Genomic DNA, 21008 nt, shown 5'->3' with positions numbered 1-21008 from the left:
AAATATACCTGTCGGCACCCCGCGGAGATCGAGGATCACAGTGATCGAGCACAAATCGCCCAAGGACATCGAGCGCATGCGCGTCACCGGAGAGTTCGTCGGCCAGGTGCTCGCCGAACTCGGCGACCTCGCCGCGGTGGGCGTCGATCTGATGGACCTGGAGCACCATGCGCGGCGCCGGATCAAGGAGCGCGGCGCCGAGTCCTGCTACTGGGACTACGCGCCCTCGTTCGGCAAGGGCCCGTTCCGCAACGTGGTGTGCCTCTCGGTCAACGACGCGGTCCTGCACGGCCTTCCGCACAGCTACGCGCTGCGCGACGGCGATCTGCTCTCGATGGACATGGCGGTGAGCATCGACGGCTGGTCGGCGGACTCGGCGCACTCCGTCGTCGTCGGCACCGCGGCCCCCGAGGACCTGCGGCTGATCGAGGCGACCGAGGTCGCCCTGGAGGCCGCGATCAAGGTCGCCCTGCCGGGCAACCGGCTCGGGGACGTCTCGGCGGCCATCGGCGCCGTCGCCGCGGAGTACGGCTACCCGGTCAACCTGGAGTTCGGCGGCCACGGCATCGGCCGCACGATGCACGAGGACCCGCACATCCCCAACGACGGCCGCCCCGGCCGCGGCTGGCAGCTGCGCCCCGGCCTGACGATCGCCATCGAGCCCTGGTTCGCCGCAGGCACCAACAGGATCGTCTTCGACCCCGACGGCTGGACGATCCGCTCGGCGGACGGCTCCCGCACCGCCCACTCGGAGCACACGATCGCCGTCACCGAGGCCACCCCTCTCGTCCTCACCCGCCGCCCCACCCCCTGAGGGCCCGCGCCGGGCGGGCGGCGGCTGTGCGGGGTGGGGGGTGTGGGGCGGGCGAAAGTGGCGGGAAGAACGGCGCAAGGTCTCGCGCAGTCGTTCGAGGCTGACATAGGGTCACATTCCATGACGGGTTTGCCCTACGCGGCGATCGACAGCAGCAGCAGACCGCGCACCGCCGGCGTGTACGACTACCTCCTCGGCGGCCACGAGTACTACCGGGCCGACCGCGAGATCGGCGACCGCCTGCCCGAGCTGATCCGGGAGAGCGCCCGGCACAACCGCGCGTTCATGCGCCGGGCCGTGGCGTGGCTCGCGGGCCGCGGGGTGGACCAGTTCCTCGACATCGGCACGGGTTTCCCCGCCGAGCCCAACCTCCACCAGGTGGCGCAGGGCGTCAATCCGGCCGCCAGGGTCGTGTACACGGACAACAACCGGCTGATCCTGCGGTACGCGGAGGCGCTGCTCGTGAGCCATCCGGCGGGCGGCACGGACTACCTCCAGGCCGACGTGCGCGACCCCGCGGCGATCCTCGACCACGCGCGTACGGCCCTCGACCTGACCAGGCCCGTCGCCCTGTCGCTCACCGGGCTGCTGCACTTCGTGCCGGACTCGGCGGATCCGCACGGGCTCGTCGCCGAGCTGGCGGCCGGGCTGCCGTCCGGCAGCCATGTGGTGCTCTCGCACGCCGGGTCCGACATGCACCCCGAGCTGCTCGACGGCGTGCTCGACGCGTACGCGAGCGGCGGGGTGCAGCTGGTGCCGCGCGACCGCGCCGCCTGCGCCCGGTTCTTCGACGGCCTCGAACCCGTCGCGCCCGGCCTGGTCACCGCGACCGAGTGGTTCCCCGGGGCCCCCGTACCCGACCCGGCGCCGACCGGCCTCTACGTGGGCGTCGCGCGGGTGCCCTGACACCGGGCACCGCCCGGGTCAGCCCTGCGCGGTGGGCCGTACGACGATCTCGTTGACGTCCACCTCGGGCGGCTGCCCCACCGCGTACGCGATCGCCCCGGCGACGGCCTCGGCCGGGATGGCGGTCTCCATGCCGGCGCGCACCGCGTCGCGGGCCGCCTCGTCGCCGCTGCCCTCCGCGAGCTCGCTGCGGGTGAAGCCGGGGCTGACGACGGTCACCCGCACGTCGCGGCTCTCCTGGCGCAGTCCCTCGGAGACCGCCCGCACGGCGTACTTGGTCGCGCAGTAGACGGCGGCCGTCGGGTCGACCCGCAGCCCGGCGACGGACGCGACGTTGACGACGTGGCCCGAGCCCTGGGCCCGCATCTGCGGCAGCACGGCGGCGATGCCGTGCAGTACGCCCCGCACGTTGACGTCGATCATGCGGTCCCACTCGTCGGTGCGGACCGCGTCGAGCGGGGCGAGTGCCATCAGGCCCGCGTTGTTGACGAGGACGTCGATCCTGCCGTGCCGTGCGCGGGCCGCGGCGGCGAACGCCCGGACGCTCGCCGGGTCCGTGACGTCGAGCACCTGGTGGTACGCGCTGCCTCCGGCCGCCTCGATGTCCGCGGCGACCGCGGCGATCCGGCCGGCGCGGCGGGCGCCGAGTACGACCCGGTGGCCTGCGGCGGCGAGCCTGCGTGCGGTGGCCTCGCCGATGCCGCTGCTCGCTCCGGTGACGAGGACGACCAGGGACGCGGCGTCCCGCGCGGGGGCGGGGCCGGTGTCCGCGGTGGGACGGGGGGCTGCGCTGTTCATGTCCTGCCTTCGTGGGTCTACTGGGGCGCCGGGCGGGCGCGCCGTCGGGGCACGCGCGCCCGCCCGTGCGGCCGGGCAGGCGCGTCGCGTACGGCACGTGGACCTGCCGCGCGCCGCTCGGCTGTGATCGTGCCGCCGCCCGGCGCCCCGCGGCAGGGCGCGTCTTCCTGGGTGCGGCACTCCTGGGACCGGCGCCGCCGTACCCTGTGGCCCATGGACGGCAGCGCACTGGGTGAGTTCCTCCGGGCCAGGCGTGCCCGGGTGGGCCCCGCCGACGTGGGCCTGCCCACGTCGGGCGCCCGCCGGGTGGCGGGGCTGCGGCGCGAGGAGGTCGCTGTGCTCGCCGGGGTCAGCGCCGACTACTACACCCGGCTCGAACAGGGCCGCGAGCGCAGCCCGTCGGGACAGGTCGTCGACGCCATCGCGAACGCGCTGCGGCTGGGGACGGACGCACGCTGGCACGCGTACCGGCTGGCCGGGCTGCTGCCGAGGACGACGGCAGGCACCACCGCGCCGGCGCCCGGGGCCGTCCGGGCCGCCGTCTCCGCGGCGGCCGGGTCCTGGCCCGGCGTACGGCCCGAGGCGGGCGACCCGGTCGACCCCGCGCTGCTCCAGCTGATGGCCGGCTTCCCCGCGGCCGCCGCGTACATCGTCAACGGCCGGCTCGACCTGCTGGCCTGGAACGCGCCGGCGGCCGCGCTCTGCGCCCCGCTCACGATCGGGCGCAACATGGTCCGCACCGTCTTCACCGACCCGGCGGCCCGCACCCTGTTCGCCGAGTGGCCGGTGGTCGCGCGGGACACGGTCGCGGTGCTCCGGCAGGCCGCAGGCGCCGCGCCCGAGGACCGGGAGCTGACCGCGCTGGTCGCGGAACTCCTCGATGTGAGCGAGGAGTTCGCACGGCTGTGGGAGCAGCACGCGGTGGACCGGCTGGGCAGCAGGCCCAAGATGTTCGAGCATCCCGTGGGCGGCCGCCTCACCCTCACCTACCAGGCGTTCGACGTGCAGGGCACCCCCGGCCAGCAGCTGCTCGTGGGCACGGCGGAGCCGGGCGGCCCGGACGCGGCGGCGCTGGCCCGCGTCACCGCGGCGGCAGCCGCCGGGGCCAGGGCGGCGTGACCCGGCGGGGCCCCGCCGCTGCCTGAGCCCCCGCCCCACCTCGGCTGCAAGCCTTCTGCAAGGGCTTGGCAAGCCGGCCGGGGCCGGGGTCGGGCATGAGGCCGACCGAGAAGCCCCGGGGCCGCCGGGGCGCGTCTCGGGGGAGAGGTATGAAGCAGTGGGAGGGGCCCTCGGGCCCCGTGCGCGACTCCGGGCAGTGGCTGACACTGGCCGGTTGCAAGAAGGTTCTGTTCGTCGTCCACACCGAGGTCTACGGCCAGCGGCTGCGCGAGCTGCTGCCGCTGTTCGACTCGGACCTGCGGGTGCAGGTGGCGTTCACGGTGGCACCGCACGCGTTCAACAGCGGGGCCGCGCGCTCGCTCGACGAGGTCGGGGGCACGGCGGTCCTGCCGTGGCGCGAGGCGGTGGAGACCGAGTTCGACCTGGCGCTCGCCGCCGGGTCGCAGGGCATGGAGCAGGTGCGGGCGCCGGTCGTCCGGCTCCCGCACGGCGCCGGCCACATCAAGCTGTCCCGGGTGCCCGAGGGCGGCGCGCCCCAGCGGCGCAGCGTGGGCGGCCTCGGCCGCGAGTACCTGACGTGGGACGGCCGGGTGGTGCCGGCGGCGCTCGCGCTGGCGCACCGCGCGGATCTCGACGTACTGGCGCGCGACTGCCCGGAGGCCGTGCCGATCACGACGGTGGTGGGCGACGGCAGCTTCGACCGGATACGGGCGAGCCTGCCGCACCGCGACCGCTACCGGGCGGCGCTCGGGCTGCGCCCGGGCCAGAAGCTGGTGCTGGTGACGACGACCTGGGGCCGCGGTTCGTCCTTCAGCAGGCTGGACGCGCTGCTGCCACGGCTGGTGGCGGAGCTGCCGGCCCCGGAGTACCGGATCGCGGTGCTCGTCCACCCCAACGTGCATGCGGGGCACGGGGACTGGCAGGTGGGCTCGTGGCTCGCCGGCTTCCGCAGGCGGGGGGTGGCGGTGCTCGGCGCGGGCGCCGACTGGCGCACGCATCTGGTCGCCGCCGATTACATCGTGGGCGACCACGGGTCGACCACCGTGTACGGGACGCTGACGCGGGCGGCGATCCTGCTGGCGCGGTTCCCTTCCGGCGACGTCAATCCGGCCTCGCCCGGCGCGGAGTTGGGCCGGGTCGCGCCCGCGCTTTCGCCCGGCCATCCGCTGCCGCAGCAGCTGGCGTACGCGGCGCGTACGTATCCGGCGGACGCGTACGCGCGGATCGCCGGTCTGATCTCCTCGGAGCCCGGAAGCTTCGACCTGCGGATGCGGGCGTTGATGTACCGGGTGCTGGGGCTCGGGGCGCCGGCGTACGACCCGTCGCCGGGGCCGCTGCCGCTGCCCGCGCGGCTCCCTGGGCACCCGGGCCGCGGCTCCGGCGGCCTCGGGCTGTCGGCGTGAGCGCGCCGGGCGTGGTACTGCTGCCCGAGGGGGCGGTGGCCGTCGACCTGGACGGTCCTGCGGGCGAGGAGTGGCGGCAGTGCGCCGACGTGCTGTGGGCGGGCGCGCCGCGCCCGTCCGAGTGCGCCGCACTGCTCGTACGCCGTACCCTGCGCGGCTATCCGGGGTGTGCGCTCGTGGTGGTCGCCTGCTCGGAGCCTGCCGGGGTGGTGTGGGGGGTCAGGGCACGCCCCGCTCCCCCAGGCGTTCGAGCCGCCGGGCGACGCGACGGGTGTCCGTGTCGCTGACGGGTTCGTACAGGGCCAGGGACCGCGCGTAGTGGTCCCTGGCCCGTGCCGTGTCGCCGCGCTCCTCGGCGCTCTCGCCGAGCAGTTCCAGGGTGCGGGCCCGCCAGTGCACGGACCCGGCGGCGGCGAACTCGTCGAGGGCGCGGGCGAGATGGGCGTCCCCCTCGGTGTGTCCGCGGCCGGAGAGCGCGACGGCGCGGCCGAGGAGGGCGAGGGCGCGCGCCGCGTCGTAGCCGTCGCCCTCCGCGAGCAGGTCGGCGCGGGCGCGGGTGAGCCGGTGGAAGGCGTCCTCGGCGCGGCCGGTCTCCAGGTCGATGTCGGCGAGGCAGATCAGGGTGAGGGCGCCTCCGCGGCGCAGTCCGTGCTCCTCGCGCAGCCCGAGCGCCACCGCGAAGTGGGTACGGGCCTCGGCCAGGCGTCCGGCGAGGCGGTGCGCCTGCCCGAGGTCGTGCAGGGCCTGGGCGCGTGCGACGGGATCGCCCGCGCGGTCGGCGAGTTCGGCGGCGCGGGTGACCCAGGCGACCGACTCGTCGTGCAGCCCGGCGTTGCGCAGCCCGGCGCCGCCTGAGGTGAGCATGCGGCTCTCCGCCTCGGGGTCGCCGCGCCTGCGGGCCGCGGCGAGGCCGATGCGGTGGGCCTCGATCCACAGGTCGTAGGAGCGCAAGCGGTTGAACAACGGCCACAGAGCGTCGGCGAGTTGCCAGGCCGCGTCGTCCCAGCCGCGTTCCGCCGCGGCGCGCAGCACGGTCATCAGGTCGGCCGACTCCTGCCCCAGCCAGCGCAGGGCGCCCGCCGCGTCGCGGAAGGGCGCGTGCCGCGTCGGCGGGAAGGCGTAGTCCCTGCGCAGGGTGCGGTGGGTCGGGGTGATCAGGGCCTCCGCCTCGGTCGCGGTGCCCAGGTAGTGGTCCACCAGGCGGCGCAGCGTGTCGTGCCGGTCCTGTGCGGAGTCGTGTGCCGCGGCGCGGCGGGCGGCGTGGGCGCGGGTCAGGTCGTGGAAGCGGTAGCGCTCGCGCGCGGTGTCCCCGTCCCAGGCAGTGTGCGCCTCAAGGAGGCTGGCCTCGGTCAACTCGTCAAGCAGGTACTCCACTTCCGCGTCCGGCAGGGCGAGGGCCGCGGCGGCTGTCGTACGGTCGACCGCGGGCAGGGGCAGCAGTCCGAGGAGGCGGTAGCCGCGCGCGAGGGCGGGCGGCAGCCGCAGGTACGACTGGTCGAGCGCGGTCTCGACGGTGTGGGTGCCCTCGACGCGCAGTGCGCGCACCCCGTCGGCGCCGGTGAGCGCGGCGGCGAGTGTGGCGAGGGAGCGGTGGGGGCGTGCGGCGAGCCTGGCCGCGGCGACGCACATCGCGAGCGGGAGCCCGCCGCAGGCCAGGGCGACGGTCCTGGTCGCCTCGGGTTCGCGGTGTGCGCGCTCGGCGCCGATCCTGCGGCTCAGCAGGTCGACGGAGTCCGGCAGGGCGAGGGCGCCGAGCGGCAGGAAGGCGGCGCCGTCGACACCGAGGCCGGTCAGGCGCCGCCTGCTGGTGACCACGACGAGGCTGTCGGCCGCGCCGGGCAGCAGGGGCCGGACCTGGGCGACGCTGAGGGCGTTGTCCAGGAGGAGGGCGATGCGCGACCCGGCGGTGAACGTCCGCCACAGGGCGGCCTGTTCGGCGAGTTCCGCCGGTACTTTCGCGGCGCCGAGCGCCCGCAGGAACTGGCCGAGCACCTCGCCGGGCGCGGCGGGCGGCCGCTCCTCGTCGCCGTGGCCGCGCAGGTCGGCGTAGAGCTGGCCGTCGGGGAAGTGCCGCGCGCGCCCCGCGAGCCAGCGGGAGGCGAGCGCGGTCTTGCCGATGCCGGGCGGCCCGCTGACCACGACGAGCACGGGGGCGTGGGGCCCACCGGGGGCGTGGGCCCCGCCGGGGCCCCCGAGGCTGCCGGGGGTCGCCCGGGCGCCCGGCCCCGGGTCCGTGAGCGGGTTCGCCCCGACGGCCGCCGCGAAGCCGTCGAGCAGGGCGAGTTCCCGTAACCGTCCGGTGAACGACGGGGGTACGGGAAGGAGTTGGCGCGGAACGAGGGGGAACGGGCCGCCCACGGGGGCGGCAGCGGTGTGCACGTGCAGGTCGCCCGCGATGTCACCGGCCTGCACGACGGGCCCCGTCACAGTGGTGGGCGCGGGGCCCCCGCCCACCGTGTTGGCCGTCCACCGGTGGGCGCGCGTGGCGACCATGTGCGCCCACCGGCCGATGTCGCGGCCGAACGCGGGTTTCCTTTCGGCCAGTTGGGCCAGGCGGTCGGCGAGGGCGCGTACGGTACCCGCCGGTGTGACATGGGCGGGGTGTGCGGCGCGCTCCACCAGCGGAAGCAGCCCCGCGTCGGCGTCGGGCGCGTATTCCCCGACGAGCGCCACGAGTTCACGCCGGAACTCCGGCGGGAGGGCCGCCGCCGCGCTCAGGGCGAATTCCAGCTCGTCGGCCGAGATCCGATTCACGCGCCACCGCCTCCCGTCCGAACGGCCCGGATACCGCCGACCGGGCCGGTCACCTCGGACTTACCCGCCGGATGACAACTACAGACTGATATTTTCGCCATCCTGACCGATTGATCGTTTCAAACAATCGGCCGCGAATCTCCAACCGACCGATATTGCCGTCTTTTGAACCATCCCCCGTACTGCCATCCTTTTGGTGTGCGCCGACGAGGAACGCCGGCCGATGGGGGCAACGATGGCCTCTGGCATATTCATACTGGGTCCTGTCGAGCTGCGCTGCGAGGGGCGGCGCGAACCGGTCGGCACGGGCAGGGAGAGCCTCACGCTCGCCGCGCTCGCGGTCGACGCCGGCCGGCCCGTACCGCTGGAGGGGCTGGTCCACCGGCTGTGGGGCGACGAGCCGCCGCACCGGCCGCGCACCAGTGTCCACGCGTATGTGGCGAGGCTGCGCAAGCGCCTGGCCCGCTGCGGGGACACGGCCCATCTCGTCCACCAGGCGCACAGCTACACCCTCGACGTCGACCCCGACGCCGTGGACCTGCATCTCTTCCAGCGGCTCACGGCGGACGCGCGAGCGCTCGCGGACGAGGGGGCGGCCGAGCGCGCGCTCGACGTGATGGACCAGGCGTCCGGGCTGTGGCGCGGCGAGCCGCTGGCCGGGCTGCCGGGTCTGTGGGCCGCGGTGGTGCGGCGCAACCTCGCGGCGAAACGTCTCGCCGCCGACGTGGCGCGGCTGGGCACGGAACTGCGCCTCGGCCGCTACGCGCAGCTGCTGCCCGACCTGACGACGCTCGCCGACCAGCACCCCACCGATGAGACGCTGGCCGGATACCTGATGGTGGCCCAGTACGGCTGCCACCGGCAGGCGGACGCCCTGCGCACGTACGACGCCGTGCGGCACCGGCTGAGCGACGAACTCGGCACGGGTCCTGGCGAGTCGCTCGCCCGTCTGCACCGGCTGATCCTCGAACAGGTCCCGGTGGGCGACCTCCTCGCGGGCACCGCCGCCCGCGGCACGGCCCCGCGCACCCTGCCCGCCCAGGCGCCGCTGGTCGGGCGCGAGCAGGAGATGGCCCGCGTGCTCGCTGCCGCGGACTCGGACGGCCCTGCGGCGGGCGGCACGGTCCAGGTCATCACCGGCGGCCCAGGCGTCGGCAAGAGCGCGCTCGTCGGCGCAGCGGCCCGCCGCCTCGCGCCGCACTACCCGGCGGGCCAGGTCCATGTGGACCTGCGCGGCTACAGCCCGGGGTTGCCGCCGCTCACGCCCGAGGCCGCGCTCACCTCGCTCCTGCGCGACTTCGGCGTGCCCGCGGGGAATCTCCCCGCCGACCTGCCGGGGCTCCTCGGCGCCTGGCGCACCCTGCTCGCCGACCGCGCCGCGGTGATCGTCCTCGACGACGCCGCGGACGCGGAGCAGGTACGGCAGTTGCTGCCCGGCGACTCGCCGTCCGCCGTGCTCGTCACGAGCCGCCACCGCCTGACAGGTCTGCCGGGCGCCCGCTCGCTCGTCCTCGACGACCTGCCGATGGACAGCGCGATCGCGCTGTTCCGCAGGATCGCCGGCGAGGACCGCACCCGGAACCTGGCGGAGGTGCGCCGCATCACCGAGATCTGTACGCGGCTGCCGCTCGCCGTGGAGATCGTCGCGGGCCGCTTCGTCTCCCGCCCCTCCTGGACCACCGGCCATCTGATCGGCCGGCTCGACCGCGAGCACCGGCTCGGCGAGATCCGCAACGGCCCGATGGAGATCACCGCCACCTTTGCGATGTCGGTCAACGCGCTCGACCGGGACCAGCGGAGGGCATTCCGCTTGCTGAGTCTCCATGTGGGCGGCACGTTCGGAGCTCATGCGGCGGCCGCTCTCACGGGGCGCGCGTTCGACAGCGCGGAACGCGTTCTCGAAGAGCTTCTCTACGCGCATATCATTCGCGAACCGGAGGCCGACCGGTATGCTTTTCATGATCTTCTGAGGGAGTACGCGAGGGATCTCGCCGCAGACGAAGATCAAATCGAGGAACGCGACGCGGCTCGGGCCCGGTTGATCGGATTTTACGTGCGCAGCTGTGAACTCGCGGCATCGATGGTCTATCCGCACCGGGGGCGCCTCCCGTCCGACCGGCGGCCGGAATTCGACGCCTCGCCGCCGCCGTGGAACGACGCGGATCACGCGCGCCGGTGGCTGCACGACGAGTACGAGGCGCTCATCGAGGCGGAGCACGTGGCACGGTCCACGGGCGACGGACATACTGCGGCGCTTCTCAGCCACGCACTCGCCCCCTTTTTCCAAGAGGAGAGCCTCTTCGCCACGGCGTGCACCCTGCACGAGGCGGCGGCCGAGCACTGGCGCCGCACCGGCGACCGGGCCGCCGAGGGCGCGGCCCTGGTGGACCTGGCCAACGCCCAGACGGGTGCGGGCCGTTACGACGAGGCGCACACCTCGGGGCTGCGGGCCCTTGCGACCGCACGCGCCGCACACTCCCGCCAGACGGTCGCCGAGGGTCTTCGCGCCCTCTCGATCCTCGCCTGGAACCGCGGCAGGCACGCGGAGGCGAAGCGCTGGGCGGAGGAGACACTCGCGCTGCGCCGCGAGGACGGCGACCTGTGGCAGATCTCCAGGGCCCTGAACAATCTCGGAATCTTCCATCTTTACCTTGGCAATTACGAGCCCTCTTACCGGATACTCGGAGAAGCCCTCGAAGGCTTCCGGGAAACCGGTGATGCGAAAGAGATGAACCGCGCTCTCGTCAATCTTGCCAATGTCCATATGAAGACCGGGGACTATGCATCGGCGCGGCGCATTCTGGAAGGCCGGCTCGATTATGCGCGCAAGCGGGGAAATGACATGGAGCGCGCCATAGCGCGGGTCAATCTCGCCGATGCGATGACCGGTCGCGAGGAAGCCGGCGAGCGCCTTTCCCTCTACGCCGAGGGCCTCAAGACCTTCCTCAGGCTCGACGACAAGCGGAACGCGTCGATCACGCTGCACAACATCGGACTCGTCCACCAGCAGGCCGGTCGCCATGCCGAGGCCCTGGAGAGTCATCGCAGGTCATTGGCGATTTCAGTCGCCATCGGCGCGAGGCTCGAAGAGTGCGGGGCGCTCTGGGGCTGCGGCGTCGCGGAGAGCCGGCTCGGCCACACGGAGGCCGCGTCGCGCGACTTTGACAAAGCCATGGCGATCGCGGAGTCCCTCGGTTCCGAGGACGACATCGCGCGCGTACGCGCGTCCCGCGCGGAGCTCCGCGCGGCGCGCGAGGCCGACGCGGATTCCCTCGGCGAGAGCGCGTAACGGGAGCGCGCGCCCCTTCGGTTGCGCGCACCGCCTCCACACCTGAACTCCCCCTGTCCGGGCACCGGAAGAAGCGAGTTGCGGCCGAGATGGATCATGCGCTAGACACGTCCCGACCGTAGATAGATCGCTAAACGCGGTCCACATGTATTCTCCCGCTGCTGATGCAAAGGTTCCCGGCATGCCCAAAATCTGTGGCCACATCGTCGCCATGATGCTCACCGCCACGGTCCTGTCCATCTGCATGCCGTCGGTCGCTCCCGCCTTGGACCACACGAGCAGCACCTCGGCGTGACGCGATCGCGCCTCCCGGGCGGGTCCGCCCTCGTGCGTTCATCTGGGTGTGACGAAACCTTGGTACGTTGCCCCATGGACATCGGTTCCTTCTCAGCCCGCCCGGTCGGCGGGCAGGTCGTCGGAGAGTTCCGGCTGAGACTCACCATCGGAGTGGGGCGGGCGCGGGACGTGGCCGGATGGGCCGGGCAGCAGGGGTTCCGCGTCGAGGGCGGGGTGCTCGACCGCGGGCGCACGCCGGGGCGGCCCACCCTGGTCCTGGAGGGCACGGGGGATCTCGCGGAGCAGTGTGCTGCCGCCCGTGCCTGGTCGGAGCGGCTGGCGTCGGACGGTTTCCGGGTGGTGCGGACCCGCATCGAGGCGGCCCCGTGGGACGATGGCGTGCCGCAGACGGACTCCGAGGCGGCGCAGGCGCCCGAGTGCTGGTTCGCGCACCGGGTGACCGTACGGCTCCCGATCCCCTATGACACACGGCGGCTCTCGGCCGTCGCGGGACGGCACACGGCACGGCTGTCCCGGCTTGTGCGGTCGGTGCCCACGCGCGGGGTGCAGGAGCGGGTGCTCGTGCAGGGCGCGCGCGGCGTGGGCCGTCCGGGCGCGCGGGCCCGGCTGGACGCCCTGCTCGACGGGCTGCTCGCCGCAGGACTGCGGGCGGTGGACGTCGAGGAGGCGTACGTGGTCTACGACGACGGTCCTGCGGGCCTCGCCTGAGCCGGGCGGGCGGCGCACGGCCCGACCGGGCCCGCCGTGGTCCGCCGCCCTGCGGGAGGGGGACGGCGGTGCGGCCCCACTCCACGCTGACGCGCCGTCAGGCGCCCACCAGCGACCTGGCCGCGAGCTCGGTGCCACCCGGCAGTTGCCGCCGGATGCGGCCGAGCGCCTCCTCGAAACCGCCGCCCGCGATGCCCGAGGCGTAGGCCGCGCCCGCCCAGTGCAGCGTGAGCGACAGTTCGGGACCCTTGTCACTGAGCGTCAGGAGGCAGCTGAGGGTGGCCTGTTGGGACGCGCCCTCGGCGGTGAGGGACATCGGCATGTCCCACTCCATGACGCACGAGGCCAGTGGGGCCCCGCCGTCCGCGGCTTCGAGCGCCGCGAAGTCGTCGCCCTCGTAGACGGTTCCACGCACCTCGGTGCGTACCCGGCCGCCGCCGACGAGGAACGTGATCGGCACCGTGCCGTCGCGGTCTCTGAACCAACCCGCCCATGTGTCACTCGACTCCAGTGTCATGCCGCGGACTGTAGCGGCACGGAGCCTTCCGCCGCCGGTCGGGGCACCTGTCGGCGGTGTAGCGGTGCCGCCGTCCGGCCCATCGCCCCAGCGCAGGTGCCCGTGGTGCGGACCGCACACCGGACAACACACTCAGGAGCGGACACACTCCCCGTGCGGTGCACCGCCCGGGCGCCGGGGGAGGTGCCCGGCGGGCCCGGTGCTCAGCGGGTGCGGCGCGTGACGAACTCGGCGAGTGCCAGCAGGTCGCCGGCGGCGGTCAAGTCCGGTACTGCGCGGGCGAGTCCGTCCATGGCGCCGGCCATGCGCTCCGCCGCTGCCGCCTGCGCCCAGTCGCGACCACCGGCCCGTTCGACGGCGGCGGCCGCCCGGCGCACGGCGCGCTCGTCCATCGGGTGCCGGTACAGCTCGGCGAGCTCGTCCGCCGCCGCGGTACCCGAGGCGAGGGCCGCCACCACCGGCAGGGACTTCTTGTGCGCGGCGAGGTCGGCGCCGGCGGGCTTGCCGGTGCGTTCGGGGTCGCCCCAGATCCCGATCAGGTCGTCGATCAGCTGGAAGGCGAGGCCCGCCTCCCGGCCGAACGCGTCGAGCGCGGCGACCGACTCCTCGTCCGCACCCGCGTACAGGGCGCCCAGCGCGCACGAAGTGCCCAGCAGCGCACCGGTCTTGGCGGTCGCCATGGCGAGTGTCTCGTCCAGGGTGACCGCCTCGGGCCTGCGGTCCTCGAAGGCGCAGTCGGCCTGCTGGCCCGCGCACAGCTCGATCACACACTCCGTCAGGCGCGCCACCGCGGCTCCCGCTGCGGGGTGCGGGTCGGCGGCGAGCAGCCGGACGGCGAGCGACAGCATCGCGTCGCCGGTGACGATGGCGTCGGGGACGCCGAACACCGCCCAGGCCGTGGGACGGTGACGTCGCGTCGGGTCCTCGTCGATGACGTCGTCGTGCAGCAGCGTGAAGTTGTGGACGAGTTCCACGGCGACGGCGGGGCACACCGCGCCGAGCGGGTCGGCGCCGAGGGCGCGGGCGGCGGCGAGCACGAGGGCGGGCCTGATGGCCTTGCCGCCCCCGGTGGCCGCGGGCGCGCCGTGCTCGTCGGCCCAGCCGAGGTGGTAGCGGGCGACGTGGCGTATCGGGCGGGGCAACGTCTCGACGGCGGCGCGGAGTTCGGGCTCCACGGCGGCGCGGGCGCTCTCCAGGAGTGCGGGGGCGCCTGATCCTTCGACCGGGGCGTCCTGGCTGGTCATGGTCATGTGCGTTTCCCTGTACGTGCGGCGTGCGGCGTGCGGCGTGCGGCGTGGGGCGTGCGGCGTGCGGCGCGGCCTGCGGCCTGCTGCGGGGCGGGAGCGGGGAAGCGGGAGCGGAGGAAGGCGGGGCGCCGCCGTACCGGGGCGGGCCCCGCGGCCCCTGGCGGGGACCGCGGCGTGGCCCGCCCCGGCCGGGCGGCTCACCTCACCGCCAGCGGCCGACCTCGACGTTCTCCAGCACACCGAGGGCGTCGGGGACGAGCACGGCCGCCGAGTAGTAGGCCGTGACGAGGTAGGAGATGATCGCCTGCTCGTCGATGCCCATGAACCGCACCGACAGACTCGGCTCGATCTCGTCGGGGATGCCGGCCTGCTGGAGGCCGATGACGCCCTGGTCCTGCTCGCCGGTGCGCATGCAGATGATCGACGTCGTCCTGGCGTCCGAGACGGGGATCTTGTTGGAAGGGAAGATCGGCACGCCGCGCCACGCGGGCACGTGGTGGCCCGCCACCTCGACGCTCTCGGGCACCAGGCCGCGCCTGTTGCACTCGCGGCCGAACGCCGCGATGGCCTTCGGGTGGGCGAGGAACATCTTCGAGCCGCGGCGCCGCGACAGCAGCTCGTCCATGTCGTCGGGGCTCGGCACGCCGTCGTGCGGCTGGAGCCGCTGCGCGTAGTCGCAGTTGTGCAGCAGCCCGAACTCCCGGTTGTTGACCAGCTCGTGCTCCTGCCGCTCGCGCAGCGCCTCGACGGTGAGCCGCAGCTGCTGCTCGGTCTGGTTCATCGGCTGGTTGTACAGGTCGGCGACCCTGCTGTGGACCTTGAGCACGGTCTGCGCCACGCTCAGCTCGTACTCGCGCGGCGCCGCCTCGTAGTCCACGAAGGTGTGGGGCACGACAGCCTCGCCGACATGGCCGGCCGACAGGTCGATCTCGGCCTCGCCGTACTTGTTGGTCCGCTGGTGCGGCAGCGCGACCCGCGCACGCAGGTGCGCGGCGAGGGAGTCCGCGCGCTCCGCGAGGTTGAGCACGTCGCGGCGGCTGAGCACGAGGGCCGTGCAAGCGGTCGCCGCACGCGCGGTGAAGTCCCAGACCGCCTCGCCGTCGGTGAGCGCGGCGTCCCCGAAGTGCGCGCCGTCGCCGAGGACTTCGAGTACCGCCTCGTCGCCGTAGGGTCCCTCGCCCGTCTTCTCGACGCGGCCGTGCGCCAGCAGGAAGACCCGGTCGGCCGCCTCGCCCCTGGTGACCAGCGTCTGCCCGGGTTCGAACTCGTGCTGCTCGCAGCGGTTGGCCAGCTCGTTGAGGGCCTCCTCGTCCTCGTAGCCGCGCAGGGACGGCAGTTCGCCGAGCTCCGCGGGGATGACCGCGACCCGGTCGCCGGTCTGGACGAAGGTGACCCGCCCGTCCCCCACCGAGTAGCTCAGCCTGCGGTTCACCCGGTACGTGCCGCCCTGCACCTGCACCCACGGGAGCATCCGCAGCAGCCACCGCGAGGTGATCTCCTGCATCTGCGGAACGGACTTGGTGGTGGTCGCCAGGTTCCTCGCGGCGGCAGTGCCGAGACTCTGCTGGGTCCCCGACTGCTCCGAGCGGACCTCATCAGCAACCGACATGAAGACTCCCCTTCGATCATGTACTGACCTGCAGGGCAAAGCGTTCCAGCACGCACGGTGGCTGCACCACTACACAAACGAGTGGGCATGAAGGGGACGCCGTACGGGAATCCAGCGGGCCGCGGCGGACAATGCGGAGTGTGACACCGAAAGGACCGCCCGCCCCCGGCCCGCCCGCCGACGCGCTCGGGCCGCGGCTGCCCTCCCCCCTCCAACCGGTGGAGGACAGACACTTCGCCGCATCTGGCGTACGTCTTCTGCTCAAGCGCGACGACCTGATCCACCCCGAAATGCCCGGCAACAAGTGGCGCAAGCTGGCGCCGAACCTCGCAGCGGCGCGGGAGGCCGGCGCCGACACCCTCGTCACGTTCGGCGGCGCGCACTCCAACCACCTGCGCGCCACCGCTGCGGCCGGCCGGCTGCTCGGGCTCACGACAGTGGGCGTGGTGCGCGGCGACGAGCTGGCCGCGCGGCCGCTCAACCCGTCGCTCGCGCGGTGCGCGGCCGACGGCATGCGGCTGTGGTTCACGGACCGTGCGACCTATCGGCGCAAGGCCGGGCCGGGGGTGCTCGCCGCGCTCGTCGCGCGGGCGCTCGCGGAGACAGGCAGCGCGGGCGGCGAGGCGTACATCGTGCCCGAGGGCGGCAGCAACGCGGCCGCGGTGCGCGGGTGTGCGGCGCTCGGCGCCGAACTGCGGGGCGCCGCCGACGTCGTCGCGGTCGCCTGCGGCACGGGCGGCACGCTGGCCGGGCTCGCCGCGGGCCTCGGCCCCGGGCAGCGGGCGCTCGGGGTCGCGGTGCTGCGCGGCGGCTTCCTCACCGGCGAGGTGCGCGCGCTCCAGCGCGCCGCGTTCGGCGCCGAGCGGGGCGACTGGCGGGTGGACGACCGCTTCCACGGCGGCGGCTTCGCCCGTACGAGCCGGGAGCTCGCGGGGTTCGCCGACGCCTTCGAGCGTGACCACGGCGTACCGGTGGAGCGCGTCTACGTCGCCAAGCTGCTGCACGGCCTCGCGGCGATGGCGGCGAGCGGCGAGTTCCCGCCCGGCACGCGGGTCGCCGCGGTGATCACAGGCCCGCCGGAACCGACCTGAGCCCACCGGACAGCCCCACACCCGCCGCGCCGCAAGTGCCGCCCGCCCGGCCCCCGCCACGGGGACCGCGCGCCCGCAGCACAGGGACCGCGCGCCCGCGCCGTCCCCGCTCGCGGCCGCTCAGCCGTCGCCGTCCTCGCGGTAGGCCGCCGCCTCCTCCAGGTCGAGTCTGCGCAGCAGGGTCCGCATCATCTCGTCGTCGATGCGGCGCCGGTCGCGGAGGTCGACGAAGACGGACCTCTCGGTCTCGATGACCTCGCGGGAGAGCCGGGTGTAGGTGGCGTCCGCCGACTCGCCCGTCGTCTCGTTGACGCCGCCGAGCCGCTCCCACACGGAGTTCCTGCGCCGTTCGAGCACGGAGCGCAGCCGGTCGGCGAGCGGCCCGGGCAGGGTGTTGCGCTCGTCGGCGAGCAGCTCGTCGAGGCGGCGCTCCGCGGCGCGCGACGCCTCGCTCTGGGCCTGCGCCTCGGCGAGCGTCTCGGTCCGCGGGTCGCGCCGCGGCAGGCGCAGCAGCCGGATCAGCGGCGGCAGCGTGAGGCCCTGCACGACCAGCGTGCCGATCACGGTGGTGAAGGTCAGGAACAGCACCAGGTTGCGGCCGGGGAACGGTGAGCCGTCGTGGGTGGCCAGCGGGATGGAGAAGGCGATCGCAAGCGACACCACGCCGCGCATGCCGGCCCAGCCGACGATCAGCGGCGCCTTCCAGTTGGTGTCGGGTTCGCGGCTCCTGATGCGCTCCGACAGCATCCGGGGCACGAACGTCGAGGGGAAGACCCAGACGAACCGGGCCACCACGACCACCACGAAGACCCCGACCGCGTACAGCAGCGCCTCGCCGACCCCGTACTCGCCGAGCCCGCGCAGGACGAACGGGAGCTGGAGCCCGATCAGGGCGAAGACCGCCGACTCCAGGACGAACGCGACCATCTTCCACACCGCGTGCTCCTGGAGCCGGGTGGCGAAGTCGACCTGGGTGTTGTGGTGGCCGAGGTAGAGCGCGACGACGACCACGGCGAGCACACCCGACGCGCCGAACTGCTCGGCCAGCGCGTACGCGACGAACGGGATGAGCAGCGACAGCGTGTTCTGGAGCAGCGCCTTGTCGAGCCGGGTGCGCAGCCAGTGCAGCGGCACCATCAGCACGAGCCCGACGACGACCCCGCCCACCGCGGCGAGCAGGAACTCCCGTACGCCCGCGCCCCAGCTCGCGCCCTCCCCGACCGCGGCGGCGAGGGCGACCTTGTAGGCGGTGATCGCGGTCGCGTCGTTGACCAGCGACTCCCCCTGGAGGATGGTCGTGATCCGGTGCGGCAGGCCCAGCCTGCGGGCGATGGCGGTGGCCGCGACCGCGTCGGGCGGCGCCACCACGGCGCCGAGCACGAGCGCCGCGGTCAGCGGGAGGTCGGGGACGAGCAGGTACGCCAGGTAGCCGACGGCGAGCGTCGCGAACAGCACATATCCGACGGAGAGCAGCGCGACGGGCCGCGCGTTGGCGCGCAGGTCGAGATAGGAGGCGTCGACCGCGGAGGTGTACAGCAGCGGGGGCAGTATCAGCGGCAGCACCACGTGCGGGTCGAGCGTGTAGTCGGGGATCCCCGGCACGTAGGCGGCGATCAGTCCCGCGGCCACCAGCAGCAGCGGCGCGGGGACCGAAGTCCTGCGCGCGGCGCCCGCGATCGCCGCGCTCCCCGCCACCAGCGCGACCAGCGGCAATACGTCCATCCCTGCTCCTCAACACCCGTCGTAACCTGGCCATCATGAGTGAGTGCACCCATCTCGCGGAACTGCCGCGCCCCGAGCCCGCGCCGCTGAGCGACACCTGCCAAGAGTGCCTGGCGGCGGGCAGCCACCCGGTGCAGCTGCGGAAGTGTCTGGTCTGCGGTCTCGTGGCGTGCTGCGACTCCTCGCCGCACCGGCACGCGACGCGGCACTACAAGGACACCGGGCATCCGGTGATGCGGTCGGTCGAGCCGGGAGAGAGCTGGCGGTGGTGCTACGCGGACGGGAGGATCGTCTGACGCCCGCGGCCGCCGTGCGCACCGCCGGAGCCGTCGCGCGGCGCACCGCCAGGGCCGCCGTGCGCACCGCCGCGGCCGCTCCCGCCGGTCCGCGGGGGCCGCGGGGTTCGCGAGGGCCGCGGGGTTCGCGGGGGCACCGGGTGGGTACGTCAACGGTCCGCCGGACGTTCCGATTTGGGTGCCGCACACCCCTGGGCACTTTGCGTGCTCAAGGACCTACCATGAGTGACGGCGGTCGGACAGGGGCCCTGCGACAGGGCACTATGGAGCGCGGTAGCGTCGCCAGTCCAGACCGGCGCGTACGAACCGCGTACCGCGCGGCCCCTGGCGCCCCCGGCGCCGGGGAGCCCCGAAAAGCTTGTGCCACCTTGGAGGTGAGGGTGTCCCAGATCGCAGGCGAACCCGGGACCCAGGACTTCGTGGAAGTCCGGCTGCCCGCTGCGGGTGCCTATCTGTCCGTGCTGCGTACGGCCACGGCCGGCCTCGCGGCGCGCTTGGACTTCACCCTCGACGAGATCGAGGACCTGCGCATCGCGGTGGACGAGGCGTGCGCGATCCTGCTCCAGCAGGCCGTGCCGGGGTCCGTGCTCAGCTGCGTCTTCCGGCTGATCGACGACTCCCTCGAAGTGACGGTCGCCGCGCCCACCACCGACGGCAGGGCGCCCGAGCGCGACACCTTCGCCTGGACGGTGCTCTCCGCGCTCGCCGGCAAGGTCGACTCCTCGGTGGCCGACGACCGCACGGTCTCCATCAGCCTGTACAAACAGCGCGGCGCGGGCCCGGGCCCGGCGTGAGCGAAGGGGAGGGGCCGGTGCGTGACGAGGGGCGCGTCGTCGGCGGCGGCGCCGGTGGGCACGCGGCGCGGCCGGGCCACGGGCGGTCGGCGCCCGCCGGCATACCGGAGCAGCAGGCCCGTCCCCATCCCGAGGGCGGATTCGAGGGGCACGGGGCCACGGGGGAGCAGGCGCAGGCGGAGCGGGCGACCGGGATGAACGAGAAGCAGGGCGAACAGCAGGCGGAGGGGACGGGCCGGGAGGGCCGCGCCGACGAGCGTGCACAGGCCGACCCGCAGGACCGCGGGGGCGCGCGTGCCCTCTTCATCGAGCTGCGGGGGCTGCCCGACGGCTCCCCCGAGCGCGCGGATCTGCGCAACCGGCTGGTGCGGATGCACCTGCCGCTGGTGGAGCACCTGGCGCGGCGGTTCCGCAACCGCGGCGAGCCGCTCGACGACCTGACGCAGGTCGCGACGATCGGCCTGATCAAGTCGGTCGACCGGTTCGACCCGGACCGCGGCGTCGAGTTCTCCACGTACGCGACCCCGACGGTGGTCGGGGAGATCAAGCGGCACTTCAGGGACAAGGGCTGGGCGGTGCGGGTGCCGCGGCGCCTCCAGGAGCTGCGGCTCTCGCTGACGACCGCGACGGCCGAGCTGTCGCAGCAGCACGGCCGCTCCCCCACGGTGCACGAGCTCGCGCACCGGCTGGGGATCTCCGAGGAAGAGGTGCTCGAAGGCCTCGAATCGGCGAACGCCTACTCGACACTGTCGCTCGACGTGCCCGACACGGACGACGAGTCGCCCGCCGTCGCGGACACCCTCGGCGCCGAGGACGAGGCGCTCGAAGGGGTGGAGTACCGGGAGTCGCTGAAGCCGCTGCTCGAGGACCTGCCGCCGCGCGAGAAGCGGATCTTGCTGCTCCGCTTCTTCGGGAACATGACGCAGTCGCAGATCGCGCAGGAGGTCGGCATCTCGCAGATGCACGTCTCCCGGCTGCTGGCCAGGACCCTGGCGCAGCTGCGGGAGCGCCTGCTGGTCGAGGAGTAGGCGGCCCGGTACACGGCGACGGCGCGGCCCCTGGGGGTCGCGCCGTCGCCGTGTACCGGGCGCGCGGGGCCGTACGGGCGCCGGGCGGCGTCAGTCCTCGCCGCGCGTGCCCGGCGGGCGGATGCCGAGCGCCTCGGTGGTGGCCGCGTTGACCAGCAGGACGAGGCCGGCGATCGCCACGGCGGCGACGGCGATGCCCACAGGCACCAGCGCGCCGCCCGAGGTCATCAGCGTGTAGGCGACGGGCAGCGCGATGATGTGCGTGATCATGGCGGGGCCCCTGCTCCAGCCGCGCAGCCGGAGCAGGCCGCGCGCCGCGATCAGCGGGAGGACGCCGATGACGAGCACGGTCACGCCGAGCGCCTCCGCCTGCCCCGGGTCGTCGGGTGCGCCGCTCGCCCCGGCCACCAGCAGATAGACGCCCGCGGCGAAGAGGGCGAGCGCCTCCAGGGCGGTCAGGGCCGCGGCCGCGGTCAGCCGCGGCGGGCGGGCCGCGGCCTGGACAGGCGCGGGGGGTGCGGGGGTGGTGCCTTCACTGCTGCTCACCCCTGCAGGGTAGCCGCCGCCCCGGGGCCGGACTCCGCCCCGGCCGCGCGCGGTCGGTAATGTGCGAAGC

17 protein-coding genes are annotated in these 21008 nt (G+C 74.3%); 10 read left to right on the top strand and 7 right to left on the bottom strand.

Annotation, left to right across the window (positions count from 1 at the left end; genetic code table 11):
* Nucleotides 1-40: 40 nt before the first annotated feature.
* Entirely contained in the window at nt 41-814 is a 774-nt protein-coding gene (map, locus tag AB0910_RS03425; RefSeq protein WP_366742813.1) for a type I methionyl aminopeptidase, read from the top strand.
* 120 nt (nt 815-934) lie between these two features.
* The gene (locus AB0910_RS03420; RefSeq protein WP_366742812.1) at nt 935-1720 is read left to right on the top strand and encodes an SAM-dependent methyltransferase; all 786 of its coding nucleotides are present in this window, start codon (nt 935-937) and stop codon (nt 1718-1720) included.
* Between the two features lie 18 nt (nt 1721-1738).
* Here AB0910_RS03420 and AB0910_RS03415 read toward each other — a convergent pair whose 3' ends face one another.
* On the bottom strand, nt 1739-2518 hold the full coding sequence (locus AB0910_RS03415; protein WP_366742811.1) for an SDR family oxidoreductase: 780 nt from the start codon (nt 2516-2518) through the stop codon (nt 1739-1741).
* 213 nt (nt 2519-2731) lie between these two features.
* Between AB0910_RS03415 and AB0910_RS03410 the strand changes: the two genes are divergently transcribed.
* Both AB0910_RS03410 and AB0910_RS03405 read left to right on the top strand, forming a co-directional pair.
* Nucleotides 2732-3637: a helix-turn-helix transcriptional regulator gene (locus AB0910_RS03410; protein WP_366742810.1), complete on the top strand. Its 906-nt coding sequence runs from the start codon at nt 2732-2734 to the stop codon at nt 3635-3637.
* Between the two features lie 149 nt (nt 3638-3786).
* Nucleotides 3787-5040 (top strand): hypothetical protein, encoded by a 1254-nt coding sequence (locus tag AB0910_RS03405; protein ID WP_366742809.1) that lies wholly within the window; start codon nt 3787-3789, stop codon nt 5038-5040.
* A gap of 219 nt (nt 5041-5259) precedes the next feature.
* Here the strand turns inward: AB0910_RS03405 and AB0910_RS03400 are convergent, their stop codons facing one another.
* Nucleotides 5260-7794, bottom strand: a complete 2535-nt coding sequence (locus AB0910_RS03400; protein WP_366742808.1) for a tetratricopeptide repeat protein — start codon at nt 7792-7794, stop codon at nt 5260-5262.
* Nucleotides 7795-8029: 235 nt separating this feature from the next.
* Between AB0910_RS03400 and AB0910_RS03395 the strand changes: the two genes are divergently transcribed.
* Nucleotides 8030-11083 (top strand): BTAD domain-containing putative transcriptional regulator, encoded by a 3054-nt coding sequence (locus AB0910_RS03395; protein ID WP_366742807.1) that lies wholly within the window; start codon nt 8030-8032, stop codon nt 11081-11083.
* 369 nt (nt 11084-11452) lie between these two features.
* Nucleotides 11453-12088: a hypothetical protein gene (locus AB0910_RS03390; protein ID WP_366742806.1), complete on the top strand. Its 636-nt coding sequence runs from the start codon at nt 11453-11455 to the stop codon at nt 12086-12088.
* A 97-nt stretch (nt 12089-12185) separates the two neighbouring features.
* On the opposite strand, the gene AB0910_RS03385 is transcribed toward AB0910_RS03390, so the two are convergent.
* From AB0910_RS03385 to AB0910_RS03375, 3 genes are all read right to left on the bottom strand, one after another.
* On the bottom strand, nt 12186-12605 hold the full coding sequence (locus AB0910_RS03385; RefSeq protein WP_366742805.1) for a DUF6304 family protein: 420 nt from the start codon (nt 12603-12605) through the stop codon (nt 12186-12188).
* 203 nt (nt 12606-12808) lie between these two features.
* Nucleotides 12809-13855, bottom strand: coding sequence for a family 2 encapsulin nanocompartment cargo protein polyprenyl transferase (locus AB0910_RS03380; RefSeq protein ID WP_366742804.1), 1047 nt, complete (start codon nt 13853-13855; stop codon nt 12809-12811).
* A gap of 199 nt (nt 13856-14054) precedes the next feature.
* Complete coding sequence (locus AB0910_RS03375; RefSeq protein ID WP_366742803.1) at nt 14055-15461, bottom strand: family 2B encapsulin nanocompartment shell protein; 1407 nt, start codon at nt 15459-15461, stop codon at nt 14055-14057.
* A 140-nt stretch (nt 15462-15601) separates the two neighbouring features.
* Between AB0910_RS03375 and AB0910_RS03370 the strand changes: the two genes are divergently transcribed.
* Nucleotides 15602-16552 (top strand): pyridoxal-phosphate dependent enzyme, encoded by a 951-nt coding sequence (locus AB0910_RS03370; protein ID WP_366742802.1) that lies wholly within the window; start codon nt 15602-15604, stop codon nt 16550-16552.
* A 120-nt stretch (nt 16553-16672) separates the two neighbouring features.
* Here AB0910_RS03370 and AB0910_RS03365 read toward each other — a convergent pair whose 3' ends face one another.
* Nucleotides 16673-18274, bottom strand: coding sequence for a Na+/H+ antiporter (locus AB0910_RS03365; protein ID WP_366742801.1), 1602 nt, complete (start codon nt 18272-18274; stop codon nt 16673-16675).
* 35 nt (nt 18275-18309) lie between these two features.
* Between AB0910_RS03365 and AB0910_RS03360 the strand changes: the two genes are divergently transcribed.
* The 3 genes from AB0910_RS03360 to AB0910_RS03350 all read left to right on the top strand — a co-directional run bounded on the left by AB0910_RS03360 (nt 18310) and on the right by AB0910_RS03350 (nt 20392).
* Complete coding sequence (locus tag AB0910_RS03360; protein WP_366742800.1) at nt 18310-18570, top strand: UBP-type zinc finger domain-containing protein; 261 nt, start codon at nt 18310-18312, stop codon at nt 18568-18570.
* Between the two features lie 380 nt (nt 18571-18950).
* Complete coding sequence (locus AB0910_RS03355; RefSeq protein WP_225019954.1) at nt 18951-19364, top strand: anti-sigma regulatory factor; 414 nt, start codon at nt 18951-18953, stop codon at nt 19362-19364.
* Nucleotides 19365-19465: 101 nt separating this feature from the next.
* Complete coding sequence (locus AB0910_RS03350; RefSeq protein ID WP_366743019.1) at nt 19466-20392, top strand: RNA polymerase sigma factor SigF; 927 nt, start codon at nt 19466-19468, stop codon at nt 20390-20392.
* Between the two features lie 90 nt (nt 20393-20482).
* On the opposite strand, the gene AB0910_RS03345 is transcribed toward AB0910_RS03350, so the two are convergent.
* Entirely contained in the window at nt 20483-20938 is a 456-nt protein-coding gene (locus AB0910_RS03345) for a hypothetical protein (RefSeq protein WP_366742799.1), read from the bottom strand.
* Between the last annotated feature and the right edge of the window lie 70 nt (nt 20939-21008).

Source organism: Streptomyces sp. NPDC047002, assembly GCF_040704505.1.
In the GTDB taxonomy this organism is placed as follows: domain Bacteria; phylum Actinomycetota; class Actinomycetes; order Streptomycetales; family Streptomycetaceae; genus Streptomyces.
This window is presented reverse-complemented; position numbering and strand designations above follow the sequence as displayed.

Coding starts and splice junctions, on each gene's coding strand:
- AB0910_RS03420 (WP_366742812.1), top strand. CDS start 935: ATGACGGGTTTGCCCTACGCGGCGATCGACAGCAGCAGCAGACCGCGC.
- AB0910_RS03415 (WP_366742811.1), bottom strand. CDS start 2,518: ATGAACAGCGCAGCCCCCCGTCCCACCGCGGACACCGGCCCCGCCCCC.
- AB0910_RS03410 (WP_366742810.1), top strand. CDS start 2,732: ATGGACGGCAGCGCACTGGGTGAGTTCCTCCGGGCCAGGCGTGCCCGG.
- AB0910_RS03405 (WP_366742809.1), top strand. CDS start 3,787: ATGAAGCAGTGGGAGGGGCCCTCGGGCCCCGTGCGCGACTCCGGGCAG.
- AB0910_RS03395 (WP_366742807.1), top strand. CDS start 8,030: ATGGCCTCTGGCATATTCATACTGGGTCCTGTCGAGCTGCGCTGCGAG.
- AB0910_RS03390 (WP_366742806.1), top strand. CDS start 11,453: ATGGACATCGGTTCCTTCTCAGCCCGCCCGGTCGGCGGGCAGGTCGTC.
- AB0910_RS03385 (WP_366742805.1), bottom strand. CDS start 12,605: ATGACACTGGAGTCGAGTGACACATGGGCGGGTTGGTTCAGAGACCGC.
- AB0910_RS03380 (WP_366742804.1), bottom strand. CDS start 13,855: ATGACCATGACCAGCCAGGACGCCCCGGTCGAAGGATCAGGCGCCCCC.
- AB0910_RS03375 (WP_366742803.1), bottom strand. CDS start 15,461: ATGTCGGTTGCTGATGAGGTCCGCTCGGAGCAGTCGGGGACCCAGCAG.
- AB0910_RS03365 (WP_366742801.1), bottom strand. CDS start 18,274: ATGGACGTATTGCCGCTGGTCGCGCTGGTGGCGGGGAGCGCGGCGATC.
- AB0910_RS03360 (WP_366742800.1), top strand. CDS start 18,310: ATGAGTGAGTGCACCCATCTCGCGGAACTGCCGCGCCCCGAGCCCGCG.